Raw genomic sequence first — 21390 nt, forward strand, 5'->3', positions numbered from 1 at the left:
CAGCCCCAAAAAGGACCGCGCCGCTGCCGCACGAATAGCCACGATAAACGCACTGCGTTAAAGCTTGTAGGATTATGAAATTATGCGCGCGCTGCGCGTGAGTTCCATTGTGTCACAGAATCTTGGCGGGGCGAGCAGGCTGTGGGCGATGATACGTTTGAACTTATGGCAGAACTGGCACCACGTCCCGCCCGAACATTATCGCAGTACCGGCAGCGCAATGAGATTACGCCGAAAGAGGCGTGCTTATGCGGCGTTCCGGCCGGCTTTGCCCTCGGTTTTGCTCAAACGGGGGCCAGCTACATGCTGATAGGCGCCGCCGTTTTTGCGGTCTTTGCAGTCATCGGATTAGTGCCCCTCATCCGCCACTATCCCCGCTCCATTGGGGCTAGCCAGGATATCTACCTCGAGGGCGATTACCCCGCCATTGCTTATTGGGCGCCAGTAATTCCAATTGCTCTACCGCTAGCCATGGCCCCGCTATCCGCGGCTGGCTGGTTGCCGGACATTTCCCTGGCCCCACCCGTGGAAGGTATCTTAACCGGCGCGGTGTCGGCGTTCGCACTCCCGCTGGGCTTGTGGGCCATGTTTTCCCAGTCCTTCCGCATTGGCCGCCGCCGCATGCAGCGCATCGTGGCTGAAGATCCCTTAGAAGGGGTCACGGATAGTGCCATGCAGCTTGCCGATGCCCACCTCGATATCCTCACCGCCCTCGTCACCGCCGGGGCCGTCCAGGGCAATACGACCACCACTAAGGCTTTGTCCCGCCTGATGCAGGTGGAGCTAGATCCCCTGTCCGATGCGCTCCAGGAACTAAAAAAGCATGGGCTAGTGAAGGTAGAAAATATTGGCCTGCGCTCGAAAATAGAAAGCTGGCGCATCACCCTCACCCCTACTGGAGTGCGGTGCCTGTATCAACTTGGCAGACGCTAATTCGGCAGACTCGGGTCTCCTGGAAATAACTTGGGACCAATCCAGAGCATTACGTATACCAAGCCAACCAAAACCGGAATTTCAACAAGAGGCCCAATGGTACCGGCTAACGCTTGAGCAGAGGTGGCACCAAAGGTACCGATGGACACCGCGATGGCTAACTCAAAATTATTTCCCGCTGCGGTAAAGGCCACTGAGGCAGACTGTGCATAATTCATTCCGGCAGCTTTAGCTACGCCCAAAGCCAGAAAGAACATCCCGACAAAGTACAGCATCAGAGGCACCGCTACCCTAACCACCGCTATCGGCTGCTCCACGAGCTGTTCTCCCTGCAGGGAGAACAGTAAGACGATTGTGTACAACAAACCGATCATTGCTAAAGGAGACACGGCGGGAAGGTAGCGGTTTTCAAACCACTCACGCCCTTTAGTTTTCTCTGCCCATACTCGGGAGATGACCCCGAGCAAAAGCGGAATACCTAGGAACACGAGCACCGAAGTAACAATGGACCAAAAAGAAAATTCGACAGATGTGGTATCAAGGCCCAGCCACCCCGGCAGTATCTGCAAATAAAACCAACCCAGGACTCCGAACATCGCAACCTGGAAAACGGAGTTGATTGCTACTAGTACTGCCGTGGCTTCCCGGTCACCGCAGGATAGGTCTGACCATACCAAGACCATAGCGATGCAGCGGGCAAGGCCGACAATAATAAGACCCGTGCGCAATTCTGGTTGATCCGCCAAAAATATCCAGGCCAGTACGAACATGAATGCTGGCCCTACGAGCCAATTCAAGACGATCGACACGGTCATCAGCCGTCTGTCAGTGGCAATCTCCCGGGTCTTTTCATAGCGCACTTTAGCAAGCGGTGGATACATCATCACCAGCAGCCCTAAAGCGATTGGAAGGGAAATACCTCCAATTTCCAAAGCTGAGAGCGCTCTTCCAATTCCCGGAAGAAAATGGCCTATAAGCAGGCCAAGAATCATAGCTATGATGATCCACACGGGAAGAAAGCGATCGAGAAAAGCCAAACGCGGCTGCTGTGATGTAGCCATAACCGTCTCCTCTATTGACCCAAGTAGCACTGTATTCTGCACTACTGTAACCGTTCATATCGATGCTCGTCAATATGAATAGATGAGGCAAACGCCCATATACTAAAGGCATGGTTTCTTCGCACGGCACGACCAAAAATCCCCACATCAACGAATGTTGTTCACTCAGCAACGGCCCCATAGACCAGGCCGATTCCGTGCATCTTGCCCAGCAATTCAAGGTACTTGCAGATCCCGCCCGACTTCGTCTTTTATCCATCTTGTGCGATGAAGGCTGCGGCCCGATGAGCGTTTCCGAACTGACCACATTATCCGGTCTCAGCCAGCCGACGGTGTCTCACCATCTTGCAAAATTGCGGGATGCTGGCCTCTTAGCCAAACGGCAAACTGGCCGCACCGTCACCCATGAAGTGCAAAAACAAGCTTTCACCGCACTGTGCAAGTTACTCTCCTTCGATTAAAGAGCCACTAACTATAAAACTTTGAGCTAATATGCCCGCAATTCTGTGAGCCAATCAACGTTTTTAGACCCTTAATAAATCCCTTTATAAAGGAAAAGGCCCGAGCTTAACGCTCGGGCTTCCTTGAAATCTAGGTAGCTTCAGTACTTAGAGATTCGGGAACCAAATTCCGATCTCGCGCTCTGCGGACTCTGGGGAGTCGGAGCCGTGCACGATGTTCTCGCCCACGCTGAGTGCGAAGTCACCGCGGATGGAACCCGGTGCGGCCTTGGAAACGGGGTCGGTGCCACCGGCCAGCTGGCGCCATGCCTCGATGGCGCGCTCGCCTTCAACAACGCCGGCAATCAGCGGTGCGGAGGTGATGAAGTCCACCAGCTCGCCGAAGAATGGCTTGTCCTTGTGCTCTTCGTAGTGCTTTTCTGCGGTCTCGCGGTCAGCCACGCGCAGGTCCAGCTCGGCCAGCTTGAGGCCCTTGCGCTCGATGCGGGCGATGATCTCGCCCACGTGGCCATTCTTTACGCCGTCCGGCTTAATGAGGATCAATGTACGTTCAGTCATGCCCCATACTGTACCGAATACCCACAACTCGTCCACGACCGAGGGCTATAAGTGGGGGCAGCGTAGTGGTCGGCATTTAATAAGCATTAAGTAAGCTGCTGGACTATCTCCGTCGCGCCCTCGTGGGAGGTACCCCGAAACCACAGGCGCACTTGGTTGACGGCCGTGCCGAACTGGCCGTTGCCCAGCAAACGTTTAATCTCTGCGCGCTGCTCTTTATCCAAATCATCAATGGTGGCTTCTTCTGCCCGCTGAAAATTAGCGCGCAGGGCCAGGGCCAAAAATACGGCGGCAATGATAAGCGCTACTAGCGGCAGCCACGGCGCACCCGTGGCCGCGCGGGCAGCTACCGCGGCAATGCAAGCCAGGGCCGCGAGGACGAGATAGACGGTGCGCATGGCCCCTACTTCTGGTTGAGGTGCTGGGTAGTTAAGTAACCGCGCTTCATGCGGGCGATTAAGTTACTGCGCAAATACGCCGCGAGCAGCCACTCCATGCCGAAGATGATGAAGATCGCGGCGATGGACCAGTGCGCCATAAACCCCAGGATAAGCCCCAATAGCTGCGCCCAGACGATGACGGTCAGCGCCCACTTCTTATTCATAAACGCGATCATGCCCAGGTGGAATATCAGGGCACCTACGACCACACCGTAGTTAAACGGCGTCCACAGCGTGCCGTCATACAGCTTGTACAACAGAGGCAGGGCTAAAACGAGCGTGATCGACTCCATGATGAGCGAGCTGGCGATGACCATGCCATTAAAGCTCTTGAGCGGATCCTTGACGGGGTCCTGCCCCAAGCCCAATGGGCCGATTTCATTATCCGCGACTTCATCGCCGCGGCGCGGCGGACGAGGCGGACGAGACGGGCGGGACCGGGGATCAGGGCTGGTCATGCGGGCTCCTTTCCAAACATCGCGCGGGCTTCACCTGCGGTGACCACCGAACCGGTAATGACAATACCGGAGCCGGATTGCACCTCGGATTCCTCGGCCAGCTCCACGGCTTGCGCGTAGGCACCGGGCAGATCATCGGCCACATAGACGCGCTCTTCGCCATAAATATCGCGGGCCGTTTCCGCTAGTTCATAGGCATCGAGCGCGCGCGGCGAGGAATTCTGGGAAATGACTACCTCGCTCAAATACGGCTCCAGCGCGGCGAGGATTCCCTGGGCGTCCTTATCGGCAAAGATGGAGACTACGCCGATAAGCCGCGCGAAGTCGAAATCGCGGTCGAGCGCCGCGCCGAGCGCCTTGGCGCCGTGGGGGTTATGGGCGGCATCGATAAACGTCGTGGGCGAGGTGCGCACGCGCTCAAGGCGGCCGGGCGAAATCGTCTTGGCAAAACCATTGCGCACAGAGGCAATATCCAGAGGATGCCCGGAAGCGGCACCGAAGAAGGCTTCCACCGCCGCAAGGGCAACGGCCGCGTTCTTGGCCTGGTGCTCGCCGTGCAGCGGCAAGAAAATATCCTCATACATGCCGCCGAGGCCCTGGATATTGACCTGCTGGCCACCGACCGCGATGCGGGATTCTAGGGCCGCGAACTCTGCGCCGGAGCGCGCCACGCCCGCATCCATATCCACCGCGCGCTGCAGAATGACCTGCATGGCCTCGGGGACTTGCTCGGCAATAATGGCGATGTTTTCGTTCGGGGTCAGCGGGTCTTCGGCATCGGCGCGGCGCTTGATGATGCCCGCCTTCTCCCCCGCAATCTCCCGAATATCGCTGCCCAGGTAATCCGTGTGGTCAAGACCCACCGGGGTGATTACGGAGACGTCTGCATTGACCACGTTCGTGGCATCCCACAGCCCGCCGAGGCCAACCTCGACGACGGCGACGTCAACGGGGGCATCGGCAAACGCTGCATAGGACAGGCCCACCAGGACCTCGAACTTGGACATGGGGACATCGGAACGCGCATCCACCATCTCCACATACGGCTTGATTTCGTGCCACAGGCGCACGTAGTCGCGCGGGTGGATGGGCCGGCCATCGATGCCGATGCGCTCGGTGACCCGCTGCAGGTGCGGGCTGGTGACCAGGCCCACGCGGCGGTGGAAGGAACGCAGCAGCGAATCGACCATGCGCGCGGTAGAAGACTTGCCGTTGGTGCCCGCGATGTGGATGACATCAAAGGATTGCTCGGGGTGGCCGAGCAAATCCATGAGCATCTCGATGCGCTCCAGGGTGGGCTCGATCTTGGTCTCCGGCCAGCGCTGGTTGAGCTCGTCTTCCACCTCACCGAGCGCCTGCAGCTCCTCCGGGGATACCTCTTGGGGCGCGGCGTCATTATATTCTTCGTCCTCGCCCATGCCCAGGTTCAGGGTCAGGCCCGATTCCGTGATCTCCACCGGGGTGCCATCGGTACCCTCCTTGAGGGCGTCGACGATCTCAAAATCGTCCTCTCCCCCGGCGGCCTCGCCATTGCCGTTGGCGTCGTGATTGAAGCGCTGATCTGACACTACTTAAGGCCCTCCAAACGGCTGGTAATGCGCTCGACTTCCTCGCGCGCGATGTCTTGGCGCGCCCGAATCTTATTGACCACGTCTTCCGGCGCCTTGGCCAGGAAGTTCTCATTGCCCAGCTTTTTGCCTGTCTGTTCCAGTTCCTTATTGGCCTTGGCCAGATCCTTTTCCAGGCGCTTGCGCTCGGCTTCAACGTCGACCGCACCGTGGGTATCCAGCGTGACCTCCACGGTGGCCTGGGACAGACGCACCTCAATGGAGGCCGAGGGGTTAAAGTCCTCGTCCGGCGCGGTGGTATTGGCCAGGTTGCGGACCAATTCCTCTTGGCCCTGCAGGTCTGCCGCGGCGAAGTCGAGGCGGCCCGGTACCTTCTGCGATGGCTTGACGCCCTGATCGGAGCGGAAGCGGCGCAGCTCGGTGATGAGCTTATCGGCATCGTCAATGCGGCGGGCGGCCACCGCGTCCTTGGTGGCGCCGCCGTTGGTATCGGCCACTGTGGGCCATGGGGCGATGACGATGGATTCCCCGCCGGTCAATGCCTTCCACAGCACCTCGGTCACATACGGCATGGTGGGGTGCAATAGGCGCAGCACCACGTCGATGACGCGGCCCAAAACGATCTGGGTATTGCGGCCTTCTACCGTTTCGCCATCACGCGGGATCTGCGTCTTGGCAATCTCCAGGTACCAGTCACAGAGCTCATCCCAGGTGAAGTGGTAAAGCAGCTCGTTGGCCTTGGCAAATTGATAATCGTCCAAGTAGGCATCGACCTGAGTGCGCACCTCTTCGGCGCGGTCGAGGATCCAGCGGTCGGCATCGGAAAGCTCCGTGCGTTTTGGCAGCGGTGCCACGCCGGCGCCGTTCATCAGCGCGAACTTGGTGGCATTAAAGAGCTTGGTAGCGAAATTGCGCGATGCCGCAGCGGCGTCAGAGCCCAGCGGCAAATCCACGCCCGGGTTGGCGCCGCGGGCCAGGGTAAAGCGCAGCGCATCGGCGCCGTAATCGCGCACCCAGTCCATCGGGTCAATGCCATTGCCCAGGGACTTGGACATCTTGCGGCCCTGCTCATCGCGCACAAGTCCGTGCAAGTAGAGGTCCTTGAAAGGAATCTGCGGGCGGCCATCGGTGCCCTGACCCAAAAGCTCTGGGGTCTTGGTGCCGGCGAAGGTACCAAACATCATCATGCGTGCGACCCAGAAGAACAAGATGTCATAGGCCGTGACCAGCACGTTAGTGGGATAGAACTTCTCCAGATCCGGGGTCTTATCGGGCCAGCCCAGGGTGGAAAATGGCCACAGCGCCGAAGAGAACCAGGTATCGAGGACATCCGGATCCTGCTCGTATCCTGCCGGCGGCTCCTCATCGGGGCCGACGCACACGATGTCGCGTTCGACCTCGCCGGACTCGTTCGTGCGCTCCGGGCCGTACCAAATGGGGATGCGGTGGCCCCACCACAGCTGGCGGGAAATGCACCAATCGTGCATGTCATCGACCCACTCGAAATAGCGCGGTTCCAGCGACTGCGGGTGCAAGACGGTATCGCCCTCACGCACGGCGTCACCGGAAGCCTTCGCCATCTGCGCGACATCGACGAACCACTGCAGCGATAGGCGCGGCTCGATGGGCTCGCCGGAGCGCTCCGAGTGGCCCACGGAGTGAACATAGGGGCGGATTTCTTTGAGGATGCGCCCCTGCTCCCGCAGCGCCTCCCTAATTTCCACGCGCGCATCTTCGCGCGTCATGCCATCAAACCGGGTGCCGGTATGCGCGATGTGGCCGGTGGTATCCATCACCGTCGGCATATCCAAGTTATGGCGGGTGCCCATGGCGTAGTCATTTGGATCGTGGGCCGGGGTGATCTTTACCGCACCGGTACCAAAATCCATGTCCACGTAATCATCGGCGATGATCTTCAGCTTCAGGTCATCGCGGAAGGGGTGATCCAATTCTTGGCCCACGAGGTGGGCGTAGCGCTCATCGTCGGGGTGGACGGCAATGGCGACATCGCCAAGCATGGTTTCCACACGCGTGGTGGCAACAATGAGGTGCGGCTCATCGTCATTGAGCGAGCCATAACGGATGGAGACCAGCTCGCCCTCGACGTCCTTGTAGACGACCTCGATATCAGAAACGGCGGTCTCCAACACCGGCGACCAATTGACCAGGCGGTTGGCCCGGTAAATCATGCCCTCATCGTAGAGGTTCTTAAAAATGGTCTGCACCGCGCGCGACAGGCCCTCATCCAGGGTAAAGCGCTCGCGGGTCCAGTCCACGGAGTCACCGATGGCGCGCATCTGGTTCTGGATGGTGCCGCCGTATTGCTCCTTCCATTCCCAGACCTTGTCGATGAATTCCTCGCGCTCATAATCCCAGCGCTTCTTTCCCTCCTGCTCACGCAGACGGGCCTCCACCTTGGTCTGGGTGGCGATGCCTGCGTGGTCAGCGCCCGGCAGCCACAGGGTGGCATAGCCCTGCATGCGCTTGCGGCGAATGATGGAGTCGATCAGAGTGTGGTCCAAGGCGTGGCCCATGTGCAGCTGGCCGGTGACGTTCGGCGGCGGCAGCACGATGGAATAGGGCTCCGCCTCCGAGGATGCATCCGGGGTGAAGTAACCGGCGCTTACCCAGCCTTCGTAGAGGTCTTTTTCTACTGCCTGCGGCTCCCAGGACTTGGGAAGCTGGTCCGCGCGGTTGGTGCCAACGAGTTGCTCTTTATTCTGATCAGTCACCTGGCCAACTCTACCCTGTGCGTCAACTGGCACCACCGGCCTGTCTAGAGTAAGGGCATGTCTCACAACCCTGGCCACCGCGCCCGCCTCCGCACCCGTTACTTCACCCAAGCCAAAGACAACTCTCAGGCCTTCGCGTGCCTGACGAGCTACGACTGCTTGACCGCCGAAATCTTCGATGAAGCCGGGGTCGATCTCCTGCTCGTCGGCGATTCCCTGGCCAACGTGGTGCTGGGCCGCGAAACCACGCTCTCGCTCACCCTCGATGAGATGATCCCGCTGGCCCGCGCGGTGGTTGCTTCGACCTCCCGCGCCTTCGTGGTGGTGGACCTTCCCTTCGGCTCCTATGAGGACGGCCCCTCCCAGGCGCTGGAGACCGCGGTGCGCGTCATGAAGGAAACCGGCGCGCAGGCCGTGAAGCTGGAGGGCGGTGCGGAGCGCGCTCCCATTGTTGCCGCGCTTGTCGCCGCCGGCATCCCGGTCTGCGCCCACATTGGCTTTACACCCCAGCAGGTCCACGCCTTGGGCGGCTTCGTGGTCCAAGGCCGGGGTGCCGGTGCGGAGAAGCTTCACGACGACGCCCGCGCCCTCGCCGAGGCCGGCGCCTTCGCCGTGGTGCTGGAGATGGTCCCGGCAGCCCTTGCTGAGCAGGTGACCAAGGAGCTGCCCATCCCCACCATCGGCATCGGCGCCGGCGCGCAGACCGACGGTCAGATTCTGGTGTGGACCGATGCCTTCGGCCTGGGAGGTCCCAAGGCGCCGCGTTTTGTGCGCCGCTACGCGAATCTGCGCGGCGCGCTGCTGGAAGGAGCGAAGGACTATGTCGCAGATGTGGGTGAACGTTCCTTCCCCAACGCCGAGGAGTCTTTCGAGGACTAAGGTCTTAAGCCATGCAGATCCTCACAACTAAATCCGAACTCCGTGCCTTCCGCGCGGCAGCGTCCGGTTCCGTGGGTTTGGTGCCCACGATGGGCGCGCTTCACGACGGCCACGCTTCCCTCATTCGCCGCGCCCGCGAAGACAACGACACCGTGGTGTGCTCGGTCTTTGTCAATCCCCTCCAGTTCACGGACCTGGGCGACTGCGAAGACTACCGCGCCTACCCGCGCACCCTCGACGCGGATGCCGCACTGCTGGACTCGTTGGGAGTCGATGCGGTCTTCGCCTCCAGCGTGGAGGAAATGTACCCGGGTGGCACCCCGCGGGTGTGGGTGCGCACGGGTGAGATGGGCTCGGTCTTGGAAGGTGCCTCGCGCCCCGGCCACTTTGACGGCGTGGCCACCGTGGTGAGCAAGCTGTTTCACCTTGTCACACCAGACCGCGCTTATTTTGGGCAAAAGGATGCGCAGCAAGTAGCGATCATCCGCCGCCTGGTGGCGGACCTCGACCTGCCGCTGGACATCATCAGCGTGCCCATCGTGCGCGCAACGGACGGCGTGGCCGAGTCCAGCCGCAATGCGCGCCTCAGTGCCGCCGAGCGTGAGCAGGCGGTCGCCTTATCCCAGGCACTCTTCGCGCTGCAGGATGGCGCCTCACGTGAAGAAGCTGAGGCCCAGCTCGCTTCCTCCCCCGGCGTGACGGTGGATTACCTCACCGTGGTGGACCCGGCCACGCTCGAGCCCGTAGATGCACAACACCGGCCCGCCTTGGCGCTGGTAGCAGCGCATGTGGGGCCGGTGCGGCTTATCGATAACTTGGTGCTGGAGGCTTAACCTTTCAGCAGGTGGGCTACGGCCTCGCGCTCCTCACGCAGCTCCTGCACGGAGGCCTCGATGCGCTCCTTCTGGAAATCGCTGAGCTCCAGGCCTTGGACGATTTCCCACTTGCCGTCGCGGCAGATGGTGGGAAAGCCGCAGATGAGGCCCTCGTCTACACCGTAGGAACCATCCGAAGGCACGGCGGCGGTGCGCCAATCCTCGGTGCCGTGGACCCAATCGTGCATGTGGTCCACGGCCGCAGATGCAGCCGACGCCGCAGACGAGCTACCGCGCACCTCAATGATCTCCGCGCCGCGCTTGGCCACCTTGGGGATCATCTCCTCGCGGTACCACTGCTCATCTACCTCCGCGTTGGAGAAAGCGATATCCGGGAACTGGGTGGCGGAGTGGTTGCCCCAGACCGCAATCTTGGAAAAGTCCTTGGTGGCCTTGCCCGTCTTGGCCGCCAGCTGGCCCAAGGTGCGGTTGTGGTCCAAGCGCATGAGCGCGTTGAACTGGGAGTTATCCAGATCCGGCGCGCTATGCGCGGCAATCAGCGCGTTGGTATTGGCTGGGTTGCCCACCACCAGCACGCGGACATCGCGCGCCGCGTAGTCATTGATGGCCTTGCCCTGCTCAGTAAAGATGGCGCCGTTGGCCTCGAGCAGGTCAGCGCGCTCCATGCCCTTGCTGCGTGGGCGGGAGCCGACGAGGAATGCGGCGGAGGCATCCTCAAAGGCCACCTTGAGGTCATCGGTCACCGCAATCGAATTCACCAGCGGCAGGGCGGAATCGCGCAGCTCCATGGCCACGCCCTCGGCCTTTTCTACTACCGCGGGGATTTCCAAGAGGGCAAGGTCTACCGGGGTGTCCTTGCCAAATACGTCGCCTGCGGCAATCCGCCACAGCAGGGAGTAGGCGATATTTCCGGCGGCGCCGGTAACGGTTACTTTTACTGGCTGGGTCATGCTCATTCCTCCTCATATGTCGTGGAGTTGTAAGCGTCCCTCATGCACGCCACCCTCCACGGGATGTATCCACCCCCGAGCTTAGCGCTATACGGAGGTAGCGTGTTGTGAAATAAATCCCCCTCTTTCGGAGGGAAAACGCCGCCAAATTTCCGGATATTACCCCCGTTTACCTCCAAATTAACGCCCCCAATGGGCACATACCTCCCGCGGGGTGGGGCTAATCGGGCATGATGGAAGCGGCACAGACCCCACTGGGAAGCGCGCTTGCAGGGATGCATTCACTGCCTGTGGGCGGCTGCACGGTGGCCAACCACTGCCGCATCAAACCAGCATGAGGCCGGCCGTGCAGTTCCCGAGACACTACCCACCATCGCCACATCGGCGCCGCGAAGCAGAGATAGGACACATGCTATGAGCACTGAGCACACCGAACCGCTGCACGCTGCGGAGCAGGCGGAGGACTCCGACACTCACGCTGCGGATTCCATCAGCACCGATGCCGTGGTGGATATCGCCATTTCCCAGTTTTCCGCGTGGGGTTTTTCTGAAACCAAGCTGGATACCATCGCCGCGGAATCCGGCATGTCCAAGCGCATGATTCACTACCACTTTGGCGATAAGCAGGGCCTGTATTTAAGCGCTCTAAGCACCGCCGCCGAGCGCCTCCGCCCTGACGAAGAAGACCTGGAACTCGATTCCGCGGTCCCAGTCGAGGGCGTGCGCAAGCTGGTGGACTGGATCTTTTGGCAGTACGTCAACCACCCCGAGGCCATCCGCATGATGACCTGGGAAACCGCCCAGTCCATCGTGGGCTCTTCCACCAATCCCGTGGCGGATTTTAGCGGCGTCGCCCTTCACCTCGATCGCCTGCTCATGCTGGGCCAGGACGCCGGCGCCTTCCGCCCGGGCATTTCCACCAACGATATTTTCACCATCATCGCCTCGCTCACCTCGTACCGCGTGACCAACCGGGCGATGATGGACAACCTGTTGGGCGTGGATATGTCCAGCCAGGCAAATACCGACGGCATGCACCGGCTTACCGTCGATGCCGTGCTGGCATTCCTCACCGCCAATATCCCCGATTCCGGCCACGAGTCTTATTTGGTGCCTTCTGATGCCGACGAGGGCGATGAAGCCTCCCCGCAAGATATCTACGGCGAGGCATAAAAGTAGGGGCACCGGCTGCTTGCCGGTGCCCCCTTCTCACTAAGCCGATTCCTTCGCCTCATCCTTGTAGGTGAATTCGGGCTCTGCGCCCTGGGTGACGCAGTCTGCGGTAATGTGCACGGCGGAAATATCTTCTCTGTCTGGCAGCTCAAACATCACTGGAACGAGCAGTTCTTCCAGGATCGCGCGCAGGCCGCGCGCGCCGGTTTTGCGCTCGAGGGCGAGCTCAGCGATAGCATCCAGCGCCCCGTCATCCATGTGCAGCTCGCAGTCATCCATCTCAAATAGGCGGCTGTACTGCTTGAGCAGCGAGTTCTTGGGCTCAGTGAGCACCTTGACCAGGGCCTCGCGGTCCAAGTTATCCACCGTCGCCACCACGGGCAGGCGGCCGATAAATTCTGGGATCAAGCCGAACTTCACGAGGTCTTCCGGGCGCACCTGGGAAAACAGGTCCACCTTTTCCCGCTCGTCTTCGGTGCCCAGCTTCGCGCCAAAGCCAACGCCCTTCTTGCCCACGCGATCCGCGATCACCTGGTCGAGGCCTGCAAACGCGCCGGCGACGATGAAGAGGATATTGGAGGTATCTAGCTGGATAAATTCCTGGTTGGGGTGCTTGCGCCCGCCCTGCGGCGGGATGGCGGCCACGGTTCCCTCCAGGATCTTCAGCAGCGCCTGCTGCACGCCCTCGCCGGAGACATCGCGGGTAATGGAGGGGTTTTCGGATTTGCGGGAAATCTTATCCACCTCGTCGACGTAGATGATGCCGCGCTGGGCGCGCTCCACGTCAAAGTCCGCTGCCTGCAGCAGCTTCAAGAGGATATTTTCGACGTCCTCACCCACATAACCGGCCTCCGTCAGGCTGGTGGCATCCGCGATGGCGAAAGGCACATCCAGCAGGCGCGCCAAGGTCTGCGCCAGGTAGGTCTTACCGGAACCGGTAGGCCCCAGCATCAAAATATTGGACTTAGAGATCTCTACCTCTTCGCCTTCGGCCTTCTTCCGGCGCGCATCTAGCGCGGCGGATTCTTCGGCCTTAATGCGCTTGTAGTGGTTATACACCGCTACCGACAGCACGCGCTTGGCCTTGTCCTGGCCAATGACGTACTTATCCAAAAAGGAAGAAATCTGCGAAGGCTTGGGCAGGCGCACCTCCGCCTCGGAAGACTCCTCGGCCTGCTCGTGGCCGAGCTCTTCTTCAATAATCTCATTGCAGAGCTCGATGCACTCATCGCAGATGTAGACCCCGCCACCGGCGATAAGCTTTTTCACCTGCTTTTGGCTCTTTCCGCAGAAGGAACACTTCAGGAGATCAGCGCTTTCTTGCATACGTGCCATTCAGTACTTTCACACTCGCTCTTGTTTACCGCTTTTAAAGGTGGGTAGGAAGGCTCGCTCACTTCCGTCCCCGCGGTTGGTTGTTCAAAAATCTACCTTAGTAAATCAACCCGACACGGCTCCTATTCATTCCCTCCGCGTGGCGAAATTCGCAGATCTTTATCCGCCCACATCACTAAACTTGAGATTGGATCCTCTACTTCCTCCACCACCGCCGAAGGAGCCATTTCATGTTTGACCTCACCAACCGTACCGCGATTGTCACGGGCGGGGCTGCGGGCATCGGCAAGGGCATCGTTGCCTCCTTGCGCGAAGCCGGCGCCAGCGTCGTCATTGCCGATATTGATACCGATAAGGCCGAAGCCACCGCCGCGGAGCTCGGTGCGACCGCCTACCCCGTCGATGTCACCGATAGGGCCTCCATCAAAGAAATGTTTGCCAAGGTCCACGCCGCACACGGGGCGATCGACATCGTCTGTTCCAATGCCGGGATCTTTCCCAACTGCCCGCTGGAAGAGATGACCGATAAACAGTGGGAGACAATGTTTGAAATCAACACCCACGGCACGTTCAAGGTCGTGCAAGAAGCCCTGCCGTATATGAAGGAGCGCGGCTACGGGCGCATCGTTATCACCACCTCCATTACCGGCTCGCACACCGGCTTTCCCGGTTGGGCACATTACGGCGCCTCCAAGGCGGCCCAACAGGGCTTTATCCGCTCCGTTGCCCTAGAAATCGCCCGCGATGGCATCACCATCAATGGCGTTTTGCCCGGAAATATCCTCACCGAAGGCCTCGAAGCGCAGGGCCAGGACTACCTCGATGAAATGACGCGCTCCATCCCGCTGCACCGGCTTGGCAGCCCCCGCGATATTGGCAATGCCGCGGCCTTCCTCGCCTCCACCGAGGCCGGATATATCACCGGCCAAACGCTCATTATTGATGGCGGCCAGCTCCTGCCCGAAACCCCGGAGGCCATCCTGCCGCCGCGCTAGCGCTTGCCGATGCCCAGCCCTATAACGCAGATAACCCCGCCGACACCGAGGATGGTGCCTGGCGGGGTTATCTAGTGCGGCTTTTATTGCAGCCAGCCGAATTCGAGCAAGAATGCCTCGACATCGAGCATTTCCAACTCATCTGGCGCGTGGCCGGCAACGAATGCGAAGGACTCAGCGACGTCCTTGGTCGTCGCGGGGGTCAGCCCCGCGTCAACGAGATTTTCCGCTACGCGGGCAGAAACCGGCGTCTGCGACACCGTATCCAAACCCGTACCCGTGGTGGAGTCCTTGAACATATCGCTAATGCCACCAAAGAAGGTCCGCATCGTGTTCATCTCTCTCACCTCTCAATGTTGCACTGTTGATAGGGTTGAATATACTTGGTACTTACCCACTAAGCAACCCCTAAGCCACTTAAAGTTAACCTTTTGTTAACTTTAAGTGGCTGTGAGGCGTATTACATGGTCACGGGCTCGTTCCCTCGGCCCGCGGGTGACTCTTAAAGGTCGCCGAACGGGGCGAAGCCGAAGTAATGGTTCAGGGTATCGCGCGCAATCCACGCGATTGCCACCACAATGATGGCACCTAGTACGGCATAAACGGTCCAACCCAGCACCTTCATTTGCCGGCTCGCGGGAGTATCTCCTACCACCACGCCGTTATCATCGCGAATGGGATCGCCCGTCATGGAACGCATGCCCAGGGCGAAGAGCAGGGGAATGCCGGCGCCGAAGACGAGGGCCAGTCCGGCGACGCGGAGAATAGATTCGAAGATTTCTGCAGCAGTCATGTTCTAGCGCTCCTCGTTCGGAGTAGATGAGGTGGGGTTCGTGCTCCCGTCGACCGCCGCTACCGGGGTCATACCCCCTGCGGCTGCGACGGACTCTTTCGCGCCAACGCGTGGCTCCAAAGAGGAATCCACGGACTCAGCGTTGTCATCCCAGTCATTATTGACGTTGGAGGCATCGACCGGGTTCATGCGGGAGCGGATAACGATGAGCGCGGTCATGGCCAGGAGCAGGACGAAGTCCACGATGGCACCGGTAGCTACCGTCGTGACAGAGGAAACGCCGTGCGCCAGCCACCACGATGCGAAGCCAACGAAAGCAGCACAGGGCAGCGTAATGAGCCAAGCAGCCACCATGCGCATCGCCACGCCCCAGCGAACTTCCGCGCCGCGGCGGCCCAAACCGGTACCAAGGATGGAACCGGTGGATACGTGGGTCGTAGAAAGCGCCATGCCGCCGGTAGCGGAGGTCAAGATGATGGCCGCAGACGTTGCCTCGGCTGCCATACCTTGCGGGGATTCGATCTCCACGAGCCCCTTGCCCAAGGTGCGGATAACGCGCCAGCCGCCGGACAGCGTACCGGCCGCAATGGCAATCGCACAGGCAACAATGACCCAGGTGGGAATGCGGGCATCGGCAACCGCATGGCCTGAGGCCACGAGGGCGAGGAAGATAACGCCCATGGTCTTCTGAGCGTCGCCGGCACCGTGCGCCAGCGATACCAAGCAAGCGGTCACAATCTGGCCGTGGCGGAAGTGCTCGTTCTTTTCCTTATTTGGAATGGTGTTGGTTACCCAATACACGAGGAAGGTGGCGCAGGCAGATACCAAGGCGGCGATAATCGGAGAGGCCACAGCCGGAATGATGATCTTGGCCATGATGGAGGTCCACTCCACTCCCCCAGTGCCCATGGCTGCGAAACCGGCGCCGATAAGGCCACCGAAAAGGGCGTGGGAAGAGCTGGACGGCAGTCCGAGCAACCAAGTGAACAGGTTCCAGAGAATACCGCCGATAAGGCCGGTAAAGACCACCATCAAAAGGGCCTGACCATCGGAATCAGCGGCTGCGCCCGACAGGTCATAAGAATCGAGGTTGACGATGCCCTTAGCCACCGTTGCCGCGACATTCACGGACAGGAATGCGCCGACGAGGTTGAGCGCGGCAGAAATCGCTACCGCGGTAAATGGCTTCAGCGCGCCGGTAGCAATGGAGGTTGCCATCGCATTAGCGGTGTCGTGAAAACCATTGGTGAAGTCAAAGGCTAGGGCGGTAACCACCACAATGCCCAAGATAATCAAAGTCGCTGTCACAGCATTGGCCCCTTGTAAGCAATCAACAAATGACGAGAAAGTGCATTTGCGACGCCGTTATTCGTCGCGCACCAAGAGCAGCGTACCGCGCAATAATAAGGCGAGCCAATAGCGTTTCTAAGAAGTAAACTGCACTTTGCCTAGTGTTAACCTTCCGCGCGTAGCTTGGCACCAGCCCCATACCGAAAATCCGCGTTCTACCAGTATTTTTTCAAAAATCTAATCTATCTTCAGCCTTTAATACCGTGGTATAAAACACTAAGAGAGGTGCGCCGGCTTAACGCCAACGCACCTCTCAAAATATAGGGTATTTACTTCCCGTTTTAACGGAAGGTAGCGAACTTCTTGACCACCCAGCGGCTCAGCACGAGCAGGACGATGCCCAGCGCGATGGAAGCGACACCCAGGGAAATGAAGAAGGTGTTTTCCGCAGCCGCATCCTCTGGGTTGTAGAAGCTAGCCAGCGAGCCGGCAAGCGCGGTACCCATGGCCACGGCCATCATCCACACGGCCATCATGCGCGATGGGAATGCCTCTGGAGCCACCTTGGTGGCCAGCGAGTTGCCCACCGGGGACAGCATGAGCTCACCCATGGTGAACAGGAAGAGGATCCAGATAATGACATACATTGGCGTGGAGTTTGCGCCCGAACCGGAGAACGGCAGGAAGAAGAAGAGCGAGACACCAATGATGATATTGGCTACGCCGAACTTTACAGGCGTGGACCACTGACGGTCACCGAGCTTCGTCCACATCGCTGCGAAGATTGCGGAGAAGATAACGATGAAGATCGGGTTAATGGACTGCACCAGTGACGGCGGGATCTCGAGGCCGAAGATGTGGCGATCCAAGCGCACATCGGCGTAAATGGTCATCACGGTAAATTGCTGCTGGAAGATACCGAAGAACAGCACACCGGAGATGAACATCGGAATAAAGCCCAAGAGGCGGTTCTTTTCTTTCCGGGTCACCAAATCAGAGGTGTACATCTGAATCCAGAAGTACACGGCGGCGATAAGGGCAACGGCGGTGACGATATTGGACAGCCACTCTACCTTGATGATTCCAGTACCCAGGCCAATGACCATGACGAGGATGACGACGACGATCGCGCCCAAGCCCATCATGCGCTGCTTGGAGTCCGCCGGGTTCGGGATTTCGTGTCCGGCGTCCTTAATGGTGGTCTTACGCATGATGGTGTACTGGATAAGGCCCAAGGCCATACCGACGGCAGCGATGCCGAAGCCCCAGTGGAAGCCCTTCCAGCCCCACATTGCGGTGGTAAGAAGCGGACCAAAGAGGGCGCCGATATTAACGCCCATGTAGAAGATGGAGAAGCCGCCGTCACGGCGAGGATCGTCGCGGCTATACAGCGAGCCCAGCACCACCGACGCGGTGGTCTTCACGCCACCGGAACCAACGGCGATGAGGATCAGGCCGATGGCAAGACCCGTCACGGCGGGGATGAAGGCCAAGACGAGGTGTCCAGCCATTACCATGATCGCGGAGTAGAACAGGGTGCGCTCCGCACCGAGGATGCGGTCTGCTACCAAGGATGCCAACAGGCAGGCCATGTAGACCAAGCCGCCGTACGCGCCGACGATCGATGTTGCATCGCCGCGGTCGAGGCCGAGGCCACCATCGGTCGTGGCGTAGTACATGTACAGCAGCACGATGGACTGCATGCCGTAGAAGCTGAATCGCTCCCACATCTCCACGCCGAACAGGTTAGCCAGCCCCCACGGGTGACCGAAGAATGTGCGCTCCCCGCTCGAAGCAGCGGGTGCGGAGGTCTGCTCCTCCGCCTCTGGATCCTTATTTGTCATAACATAATACGACCACTCAGAGGTCTAATTCACAAATCGGGCATTATACGTGAAACATCGCACTGAAAAATCTGCCTAACGACCTGCAGATATTTCTCTGAAAGATTCACCCCATTTGGGGTAGCCGCTCGCGCACTACCACTCCCCTGCTACGCCCCTCATAGGCATATATCGAGCGCACTCATATGCACATAATAAAACCCTGCGAGGGCTCCTCTCGAAGCGGCCTCGCAGGGTGTTAGCTGATGGAGTTAGCCCACCAGCACCGTATTAAGAATTGAGCTTGCGGTACTCAAAGACGGTATCGATGATTCCGTATTCCACGGCGTCTTCCGCGGTGAGGATCTTATCGCGGTCGGTGTCGATGCGGATTTGCTCGGCAGTACGGCCGGTGTGCTCCGCCAGGGTATTTTCCATCAAGGTGCGCATACGCTCGATCTCTGCGGCCTGGATCTCCAAGTCCGAGACCTGGCCCTGGGTGCCCTGGGTTGCAGGCTGGTGGATCAATACGCGGGAGTTCGGCAACGCCGCGCGCTTGCCCGGAGCACCAGCGGCCAAAAGCACTGCGGCAGCGGACGCCGCCTGGCCCAGGCACACGGTCTGCACATCGGGGCGCACATAGCGCATGGTGTCATAAATTGCCATCAGGGCAGTAAAGGAGCCACCGGGCGAGTTGATATACATGGTGATGTCACGGTCCGGATCCTGGCTTTCAAGAACCAGCAGCTGGGCCATGATGTCATTGGCAGAGGTGTCATCGACCTGGGTGCCCAAGAAGATGATGCGCTCTTCAAAGAGCTTAGAGTACGGGTTGGTTTCCTTCGTCCCCTGAGCGGACTGCTCAATAAAAGAAGGCAGTACGTAACGGGAACTTGGCATCTGCGACTTATTCATAGTGATTTTCTCCTTATTCCCTAGTTGCTCAGTGGGCCGTTCACGGACTCGATAACGTGGTCAACAATGCCGTATTCCTTGGCTTGCTGCGCCGTCATCCAGCGGTCGCGGTCAGAGTCCTTGGTGATCTGCTCGAAGGTTTGGCCGGTGTGCTCTGCAATGAGCTCGGCCATCTCGCGCTTCGTCTGGGCGAATTGCTCCGCCTGGATGGCGATATCGGCAGCGGTACCGCCCACGCCAGCGGAAGGCTGGTGCATCATGATGCGAGCGTGCGGCAGTGCATAGCGCTTGCCCTTCGTACCACCAGAGAGCAGGAACTGGCCCATGGAAGCGGCCAAGCCCATGCCGTAGGTGGAGATATCGCAGGGCGAGTACTTCATCGTGTCATAAATGGCCATGCCCGCGGTCACGGAGCCACCCGGGGAATTGATGTAGAGCGAAATATCGCGCGTGGGATCCTCTGCGGAAAGCAGCAGGATCTGCGCGCACAACTTATTGGCAATTTCATCGTCTACCTGGGTGCCCAAAAAGATAATGCGCTCGTGCAGCAGGCGCTCGTAGACGCTGTCACCCAAGTTCAGGCCGGAGCCTGCTGGGGTGGTCATCTGAAGCTGGTCAGATTTCTTAGACATTCGAAAAGTCTCCTTGAGGACGGTTAATCTCTAATGCCACCACACTACTTAATGTGGCGATAATTGTGGGGTCTGTTCGCTATCAGCGTTTGCACCGATCTTTGTCTGCTTTTTCGACCCGGCGATGAGAAAAGCCCAGCCAGACTTCCTCGCCGGTGCGAGGGGCCAAGCTGGGCTTTTAAGGAGAAGATTTACTCCGCGTCGGTAGCTTCGTTCTCGTCTTCTTCTACCTCACCGAAGTACTGCTCAACGTCAACGTCGTTGCCTTCTTCGTCCTTTACGGTGGTACGGCAAATGGCGGCAGCCAGTGCCTTGCCGCGGCGTACGTCAGAGAACAGGTTGGCAATCTGCCCGTTGGACTGCAGCTGCTGGATGAACTGGTTCGGGTCCATGCCGTAGGACTGCGCGGTGAACAGGATGTGGTCCGAGAGCTCCTGCTGGGATACTTCCGGCTCTTCCTTTTCTGCCACGGCATCCAAGAAGATCTGCGTGCGCACGGACTCTTCGGCCTGCTCGCGGGTCTGCTGATCAAACTCTTCGCGGGAGGTGCCCTGTGCCTCGAGCAGCTGTGCCAGCGCCTTCTCATCGTGTGCCAGCTGGCCCAGGATCTGGTGCAGCTGGGCGTGAGCCTGCTCGTCGACGACGGACTGGGGCAGTTCAAATTCGACACCGGCAAGCGCAGCCTTCAGAACCTCATCGCGGATCTGGCCGGCCTGCTCAGCCTTCTTGGACTCCTCAACCTCGGTCTTGGTGGCTTCGCGCAGCTCCTCGATGGTGTCGTACTCGGAGGCCATCTGGGCAAACTCATCATCCATGTCCGGCAGCTTGCGCTCCTTGGTCTGCTGCACGTGGACCTTAAAGGTAGCCTCTTCGTCCTTGTGCTCGCCAGACTGGATGGTGGAGGTGAACTCGTTATCCTCGCCGGTCTTCATGCCGCGCAGTGCGGTGTCCAGACCCTTGATGAGGTTGTCATCACCAATGGAGTAAGACAGGCCCTCGGTGGAAGCCTCCTCGATCTTCTCGCCGTCCACCTCTGCGGTGATGTCAATGATGGCGTAGTCACCGGTCTTCATCTTGCGCTTGGTGTCCTTCAGTTCACCGAAGCGTTCTGCAAGATCCTCGAGGGCCTTGTCCACGTCTTCTTCGCCGGCCTTGATGGCTGGGACGGTGACGGAGATTTCGGAGAAGTTCGGAACCTCGAACTCAGGGCGAACGTCAACTTCGGCGGTGAACTCGACGAAGTCCTTGTCCTCGATCTTGGAAATGTCTACGTCCGGCTGGCCGATGACCTTCAGGTCCTCGGACTGAACGGCCTGCTCGTAGCGGGAAGGCAGCATGTCATTGACAACCTGCTCCAGAATCGGGCCGCGGCCGAAGCGAGCGTCGATCAGCTGGCGCGGGGCCTTGCCCTTACGGAAACCTGGAATAGAAACCTGCTGCGCGATTGCCGCGTAAGCTTGATCGATTTCCTGGTCTAGCTCCGCAAACGGAACGTTGACGGTGAGCTTAACGCGGGTATCGCTCAGCTTGTCTACGGTGGTCTTCACGAGTGAATCTC

The 21390-nt window shown here is 59.4% G+C and carries 21 protein-coding genes; 6 read left to right on the plus strand and 15 right to left on the minus strand.

Annotated features, from left to right (window positions below):
- Positions 1 to 165: 165 nt before the first annotated feature.
- Complete coding sequence (locus CACC_RS09050; protein WP_005277943.1) at positions 166 to 933, plus strand: hypothetical protein; 768 nt, start codon at positions 166 to 168, stop codon at positions 931 to 933.
- On the opposite strand, the gene arsB is transcribed toward CACC_RS09050, so the two are convergent.
- A complete protein-coding gene (gene arsB / locus CACC_RS09055) occupies positions 930 to 1994 on the minus strand; it encodes an ACR3 family arsenite efflux transporter (RefSeq protein ID WP_005277940.1) in 1065 nt (354 codons plus the stop codon). The two genes, CACC_RS09050 and arsB, sit on opposite strands and share 4 nt — an antisense overlap.
- 110 nt (positions 1995 to 2104) lie before the next feature.
- On the opposite strand from arsB, the gene CACC_RS09060 reads away from it, so the two are divergent.
- Positions 2105 to 2455, plus strand: coding sequence for an ArsR/SmtB family transcription factor (locus tag CACC_RS09060; protein WP_023017078.1), 351 nt, complete (start codon positions 2105 to 2107; stop codon positions 2453 to 2455).
- A 147-nt stretch (positions 2456 to 2602) separates the two neighbouring features.
- Here the strand turns inward: CACC_RS09060 and ndk are convergent, their stop codons facing one another.
- From ndk to CACC_RS09085, 5 genes are all read right to left on the minus strand, one after another.
- Positions 2603 to 3013 (minus strand): nucleoside-diphosphate kinase, encoded by a 411-nt coding sequence (gene ndk, locus CACC_RS09065; RefSeq protein ID WP_005277934.1) that lies wholly within the window; start codon positions 3011 to 3013, stop codon positions 2603 to 2605.
- Between the two features lie 86 nt (positions 3014 to 3099).
- Positions 3100 to 3411, minus strand: a complete 312-nt coding sequence (locus CACC_RS09070; protein ID WP_005277932.1) for a hypothetical protein — start codon at positions 3409 to 3411, stop codon at positions 3100 to 3102.
- Between the two features lie 5 nt (positions 3412 to 3416).
- On the minus strand, positions 3417 to 3911 hold the full coding sequence (locus CACC_RS09075) for a DUF4233 domain-containing protein (RefSeq protein WP_005284398.1): 495 nt from the start codon (positions 3909 to 3911) through the stop codon (positions 3417 to 3419).
- Positions 3908 to 5479: a bifunctional tetrahydrofolate synthase/dihydrofolate synthase gene (gene folC / locus CACC_RS09080; protein WP_005277926.1), complete on the minus strand. Its 1572-nt coding sequence runs from the start codon at positions 5477 to 5479 to the stop codon at positions 3908 to 3910. The genes CACC_RS09075 and folC overlap by 4 nt, the downstream gene beginning before the upstream one ends.
- Positions 5479 to 8211, minus strand: coding sequence for a valine--tRNA ligase (locus CACC_RS09085; protein WP_035108406.1), 2733 nt, complete (start codon positions 8209 to 8211; stop codon positions 5479 to 5481). The genes folC and CACC_RS09085 overlap by 1 nt, the downstream gene beginning before the upstream one ends.
- Before the next feature lie 57 nt (positions 8212 to 8268).
- On the opposite strand from CACC_RS09085, the gene panB reads away from it, so the two are divergent.
- Positions 8269 to 9090 carry a 3-methyl-2-oxobutanoate hydroxymethyltransferase gene (gene panB, locus CACC_RS09090; RefSeq protein WP_005277923.1) on the plus strand — a complete coding sequence of 274 codons (822 nt, stop codon included), beginning with the start codon at positions 8269 to 8271 and terminating at the stop codon, positions 9088 to 9090.
- A gap of 11 nt (positions 9091 to 9101) precedes the next feature.
- On the plus strand, positions 9102 to 9923 hold the full coding sequence (gene panC / locus CACC_RS09095) for a pantoate--beta-alanine ligase (protein ID WP_005277919.1): 822 nt from the start codon (positions 9102 to 9104) through the stop codon (positions 9921 to 9923).
- On the opposite strand, the gene CACC_RS09100 is transcribed toward panC, so the two are convergent.
- Positions 9920 to 10882 (minus strand): malate dehydrogenase, encoded by a 963-nt coding sequence (locus CACC_RS09100; RefSeq protein ID WP_005277917.1) that lies wholly within the window; start codon positions 10880 to 10882, stop codon positions 9920 to 9922. The two genes, panC and CACC_RS09100, sit on opposite strands and share 4 nt — an antisense overlap.
- A gap of 408 nt (positions 10883 to 11290) precedes the next feature.
- Between CACC_RS09100 and CACC_RS09105 the strand changes: the two genes are divergently transcribed.
- Positions 11291 to 12049: a TetR/AcrR family transcriptional regulator gene (locus CACC_RS09105; RefSeq protein WP_005277915.1), complete on the plus strand. Its 759-nt coding sequence runs from the start codon at positions 11291 to 11293 to the stop codon at positions 12047 to 12049.
- A gap of 39 nt (positions 12050 to 12088) precedes the next feature.
- On the opposite strand, the gene clpX is transcribed toward CACC_RS09105, so the two are convergent.
- Positions 12089 to 13384 (minus strand): ATP-dependent Clp protease ATP-binding subunit ClpX, encoded by a 1296-nt coding sequence (gene clpX / locus CACC_RS09110; RefSeq protein ID WP_023029150.1) that lies wholly within the window; start codon positions 13382 to 13384, stop codon positions 12089 to 12091.
- 230 nt (positions 13385 to 13614) lie between these two features.
- On the opposite strand from clpX, the gene fabG reads away from it, so the two are divergent.
- A complete protein-coding gene (gene fabG / locus CACC_RS09115; RefSeq protein ID WP_005277910.1) occupies positions 13615 to 14379 on the plus strand; it encodes a 3-oxoacyl-ACP reductase FabG in 765 nt (254 codons plus the stop codon).
- Between the two features lie 83 nt (positions 14380 to 14462).
- Here the strand turns inward: fabG and CACC_RS09120 are convergent, their stop codons facing one another.
- From CACC_RS09120 to tig, 7 genes are all read right to left on the minus strand, one after another.
- Positions 14463 to 14717 (minus strand): hypothetical protein, encoded by a 255-nt coding sequence (locus tag CACC_RS09120; protein ID WP_005277906.1) that lies wholly within the window; start codon positions 14715 to 14717, stop codon positions 14463 to 14465.
- A gap of 164 nt (positions 14718 to 14881) precedes the next feature.
- The gene (locus CACC_RS09125; RefSeq protein WP_005277904.1) at positions 14882 to 15172 is read right to left on the minus strand and encodes a hypothetical protein; all 291 of its coding nucleotides are present in this window, start codon (positions 15170 to 15172) and stop codon (positions 14882 to 14884) included.
- A 3-nt stretch (positions 15173 to 15175) separates the two neighbouring features.
- A complete protein-coding gene (locus CACC_RS09130; RefSeq protein ID WP_005277901.1) occupies positions 15176 to 16480 on the minus strand; it encodes an inorganic phosphate transporter in 1305 nt (434 codons plus the stop codon).
- A gap of 323 nt (positions 16481 to 16803) precedes the next feature.
- Positions 16804 to 18306, minus strand: a complete 1503-nt coding sequence (locus CACC_RS09135) for a peptide MFS transporter (RefSeq protein ID WP_005277899.1) — start codon at positions 18304 to 18306, stop codon at positions 16804 to 16806.
- Positions 18307 to 18576: 270 nt separating this feature from the next.
- Positions 18577 to 19200, minus strand: coding sequence for an ATP-dependent Clp protease proteolytic subunit (locus CACC_RS09140; protein ID WP_005277894.1), 624 nt, complete (start codon positions 19198 to 19200; stop codon positions 18577 to 18579).
- Positions 19201 to 19220: 20 nt separating this feature from the next.
- Positions 19221 to 19832: an ATP-dependent Clp protease proteolytic subunit gene (locus CACC_RS09145; RefSeq protein ID WP_005277891.1), complete on the minus strand. Its 612-nt coding sequence runs from the start codon at positions 19830 to 19832 to the stop codon at positions 19221 to 19223.
- Between the two features lie 191 nt (positions 19833 to 20023).
- Entirely contained in the window at positions 20024 to 21379 is a 1356-nt protein-coding gene (gene tig / locus CACC_RS09150; protein ID WP_005277889.1) for a trigger factor, read from the minus strand.
- Between the last annotated feature and the right edge of the window lie 11 nt (positions 21380 to 21390).

The organism is Corynebacterium accolens (assembly GCF_023520795.1).
Lineage (GTDB): Bacteria > Actinomycetota > Actinomycetes > Mycobacteriales > Mycobacteriaceae > Corynebacterium > Corynebacterium accolens.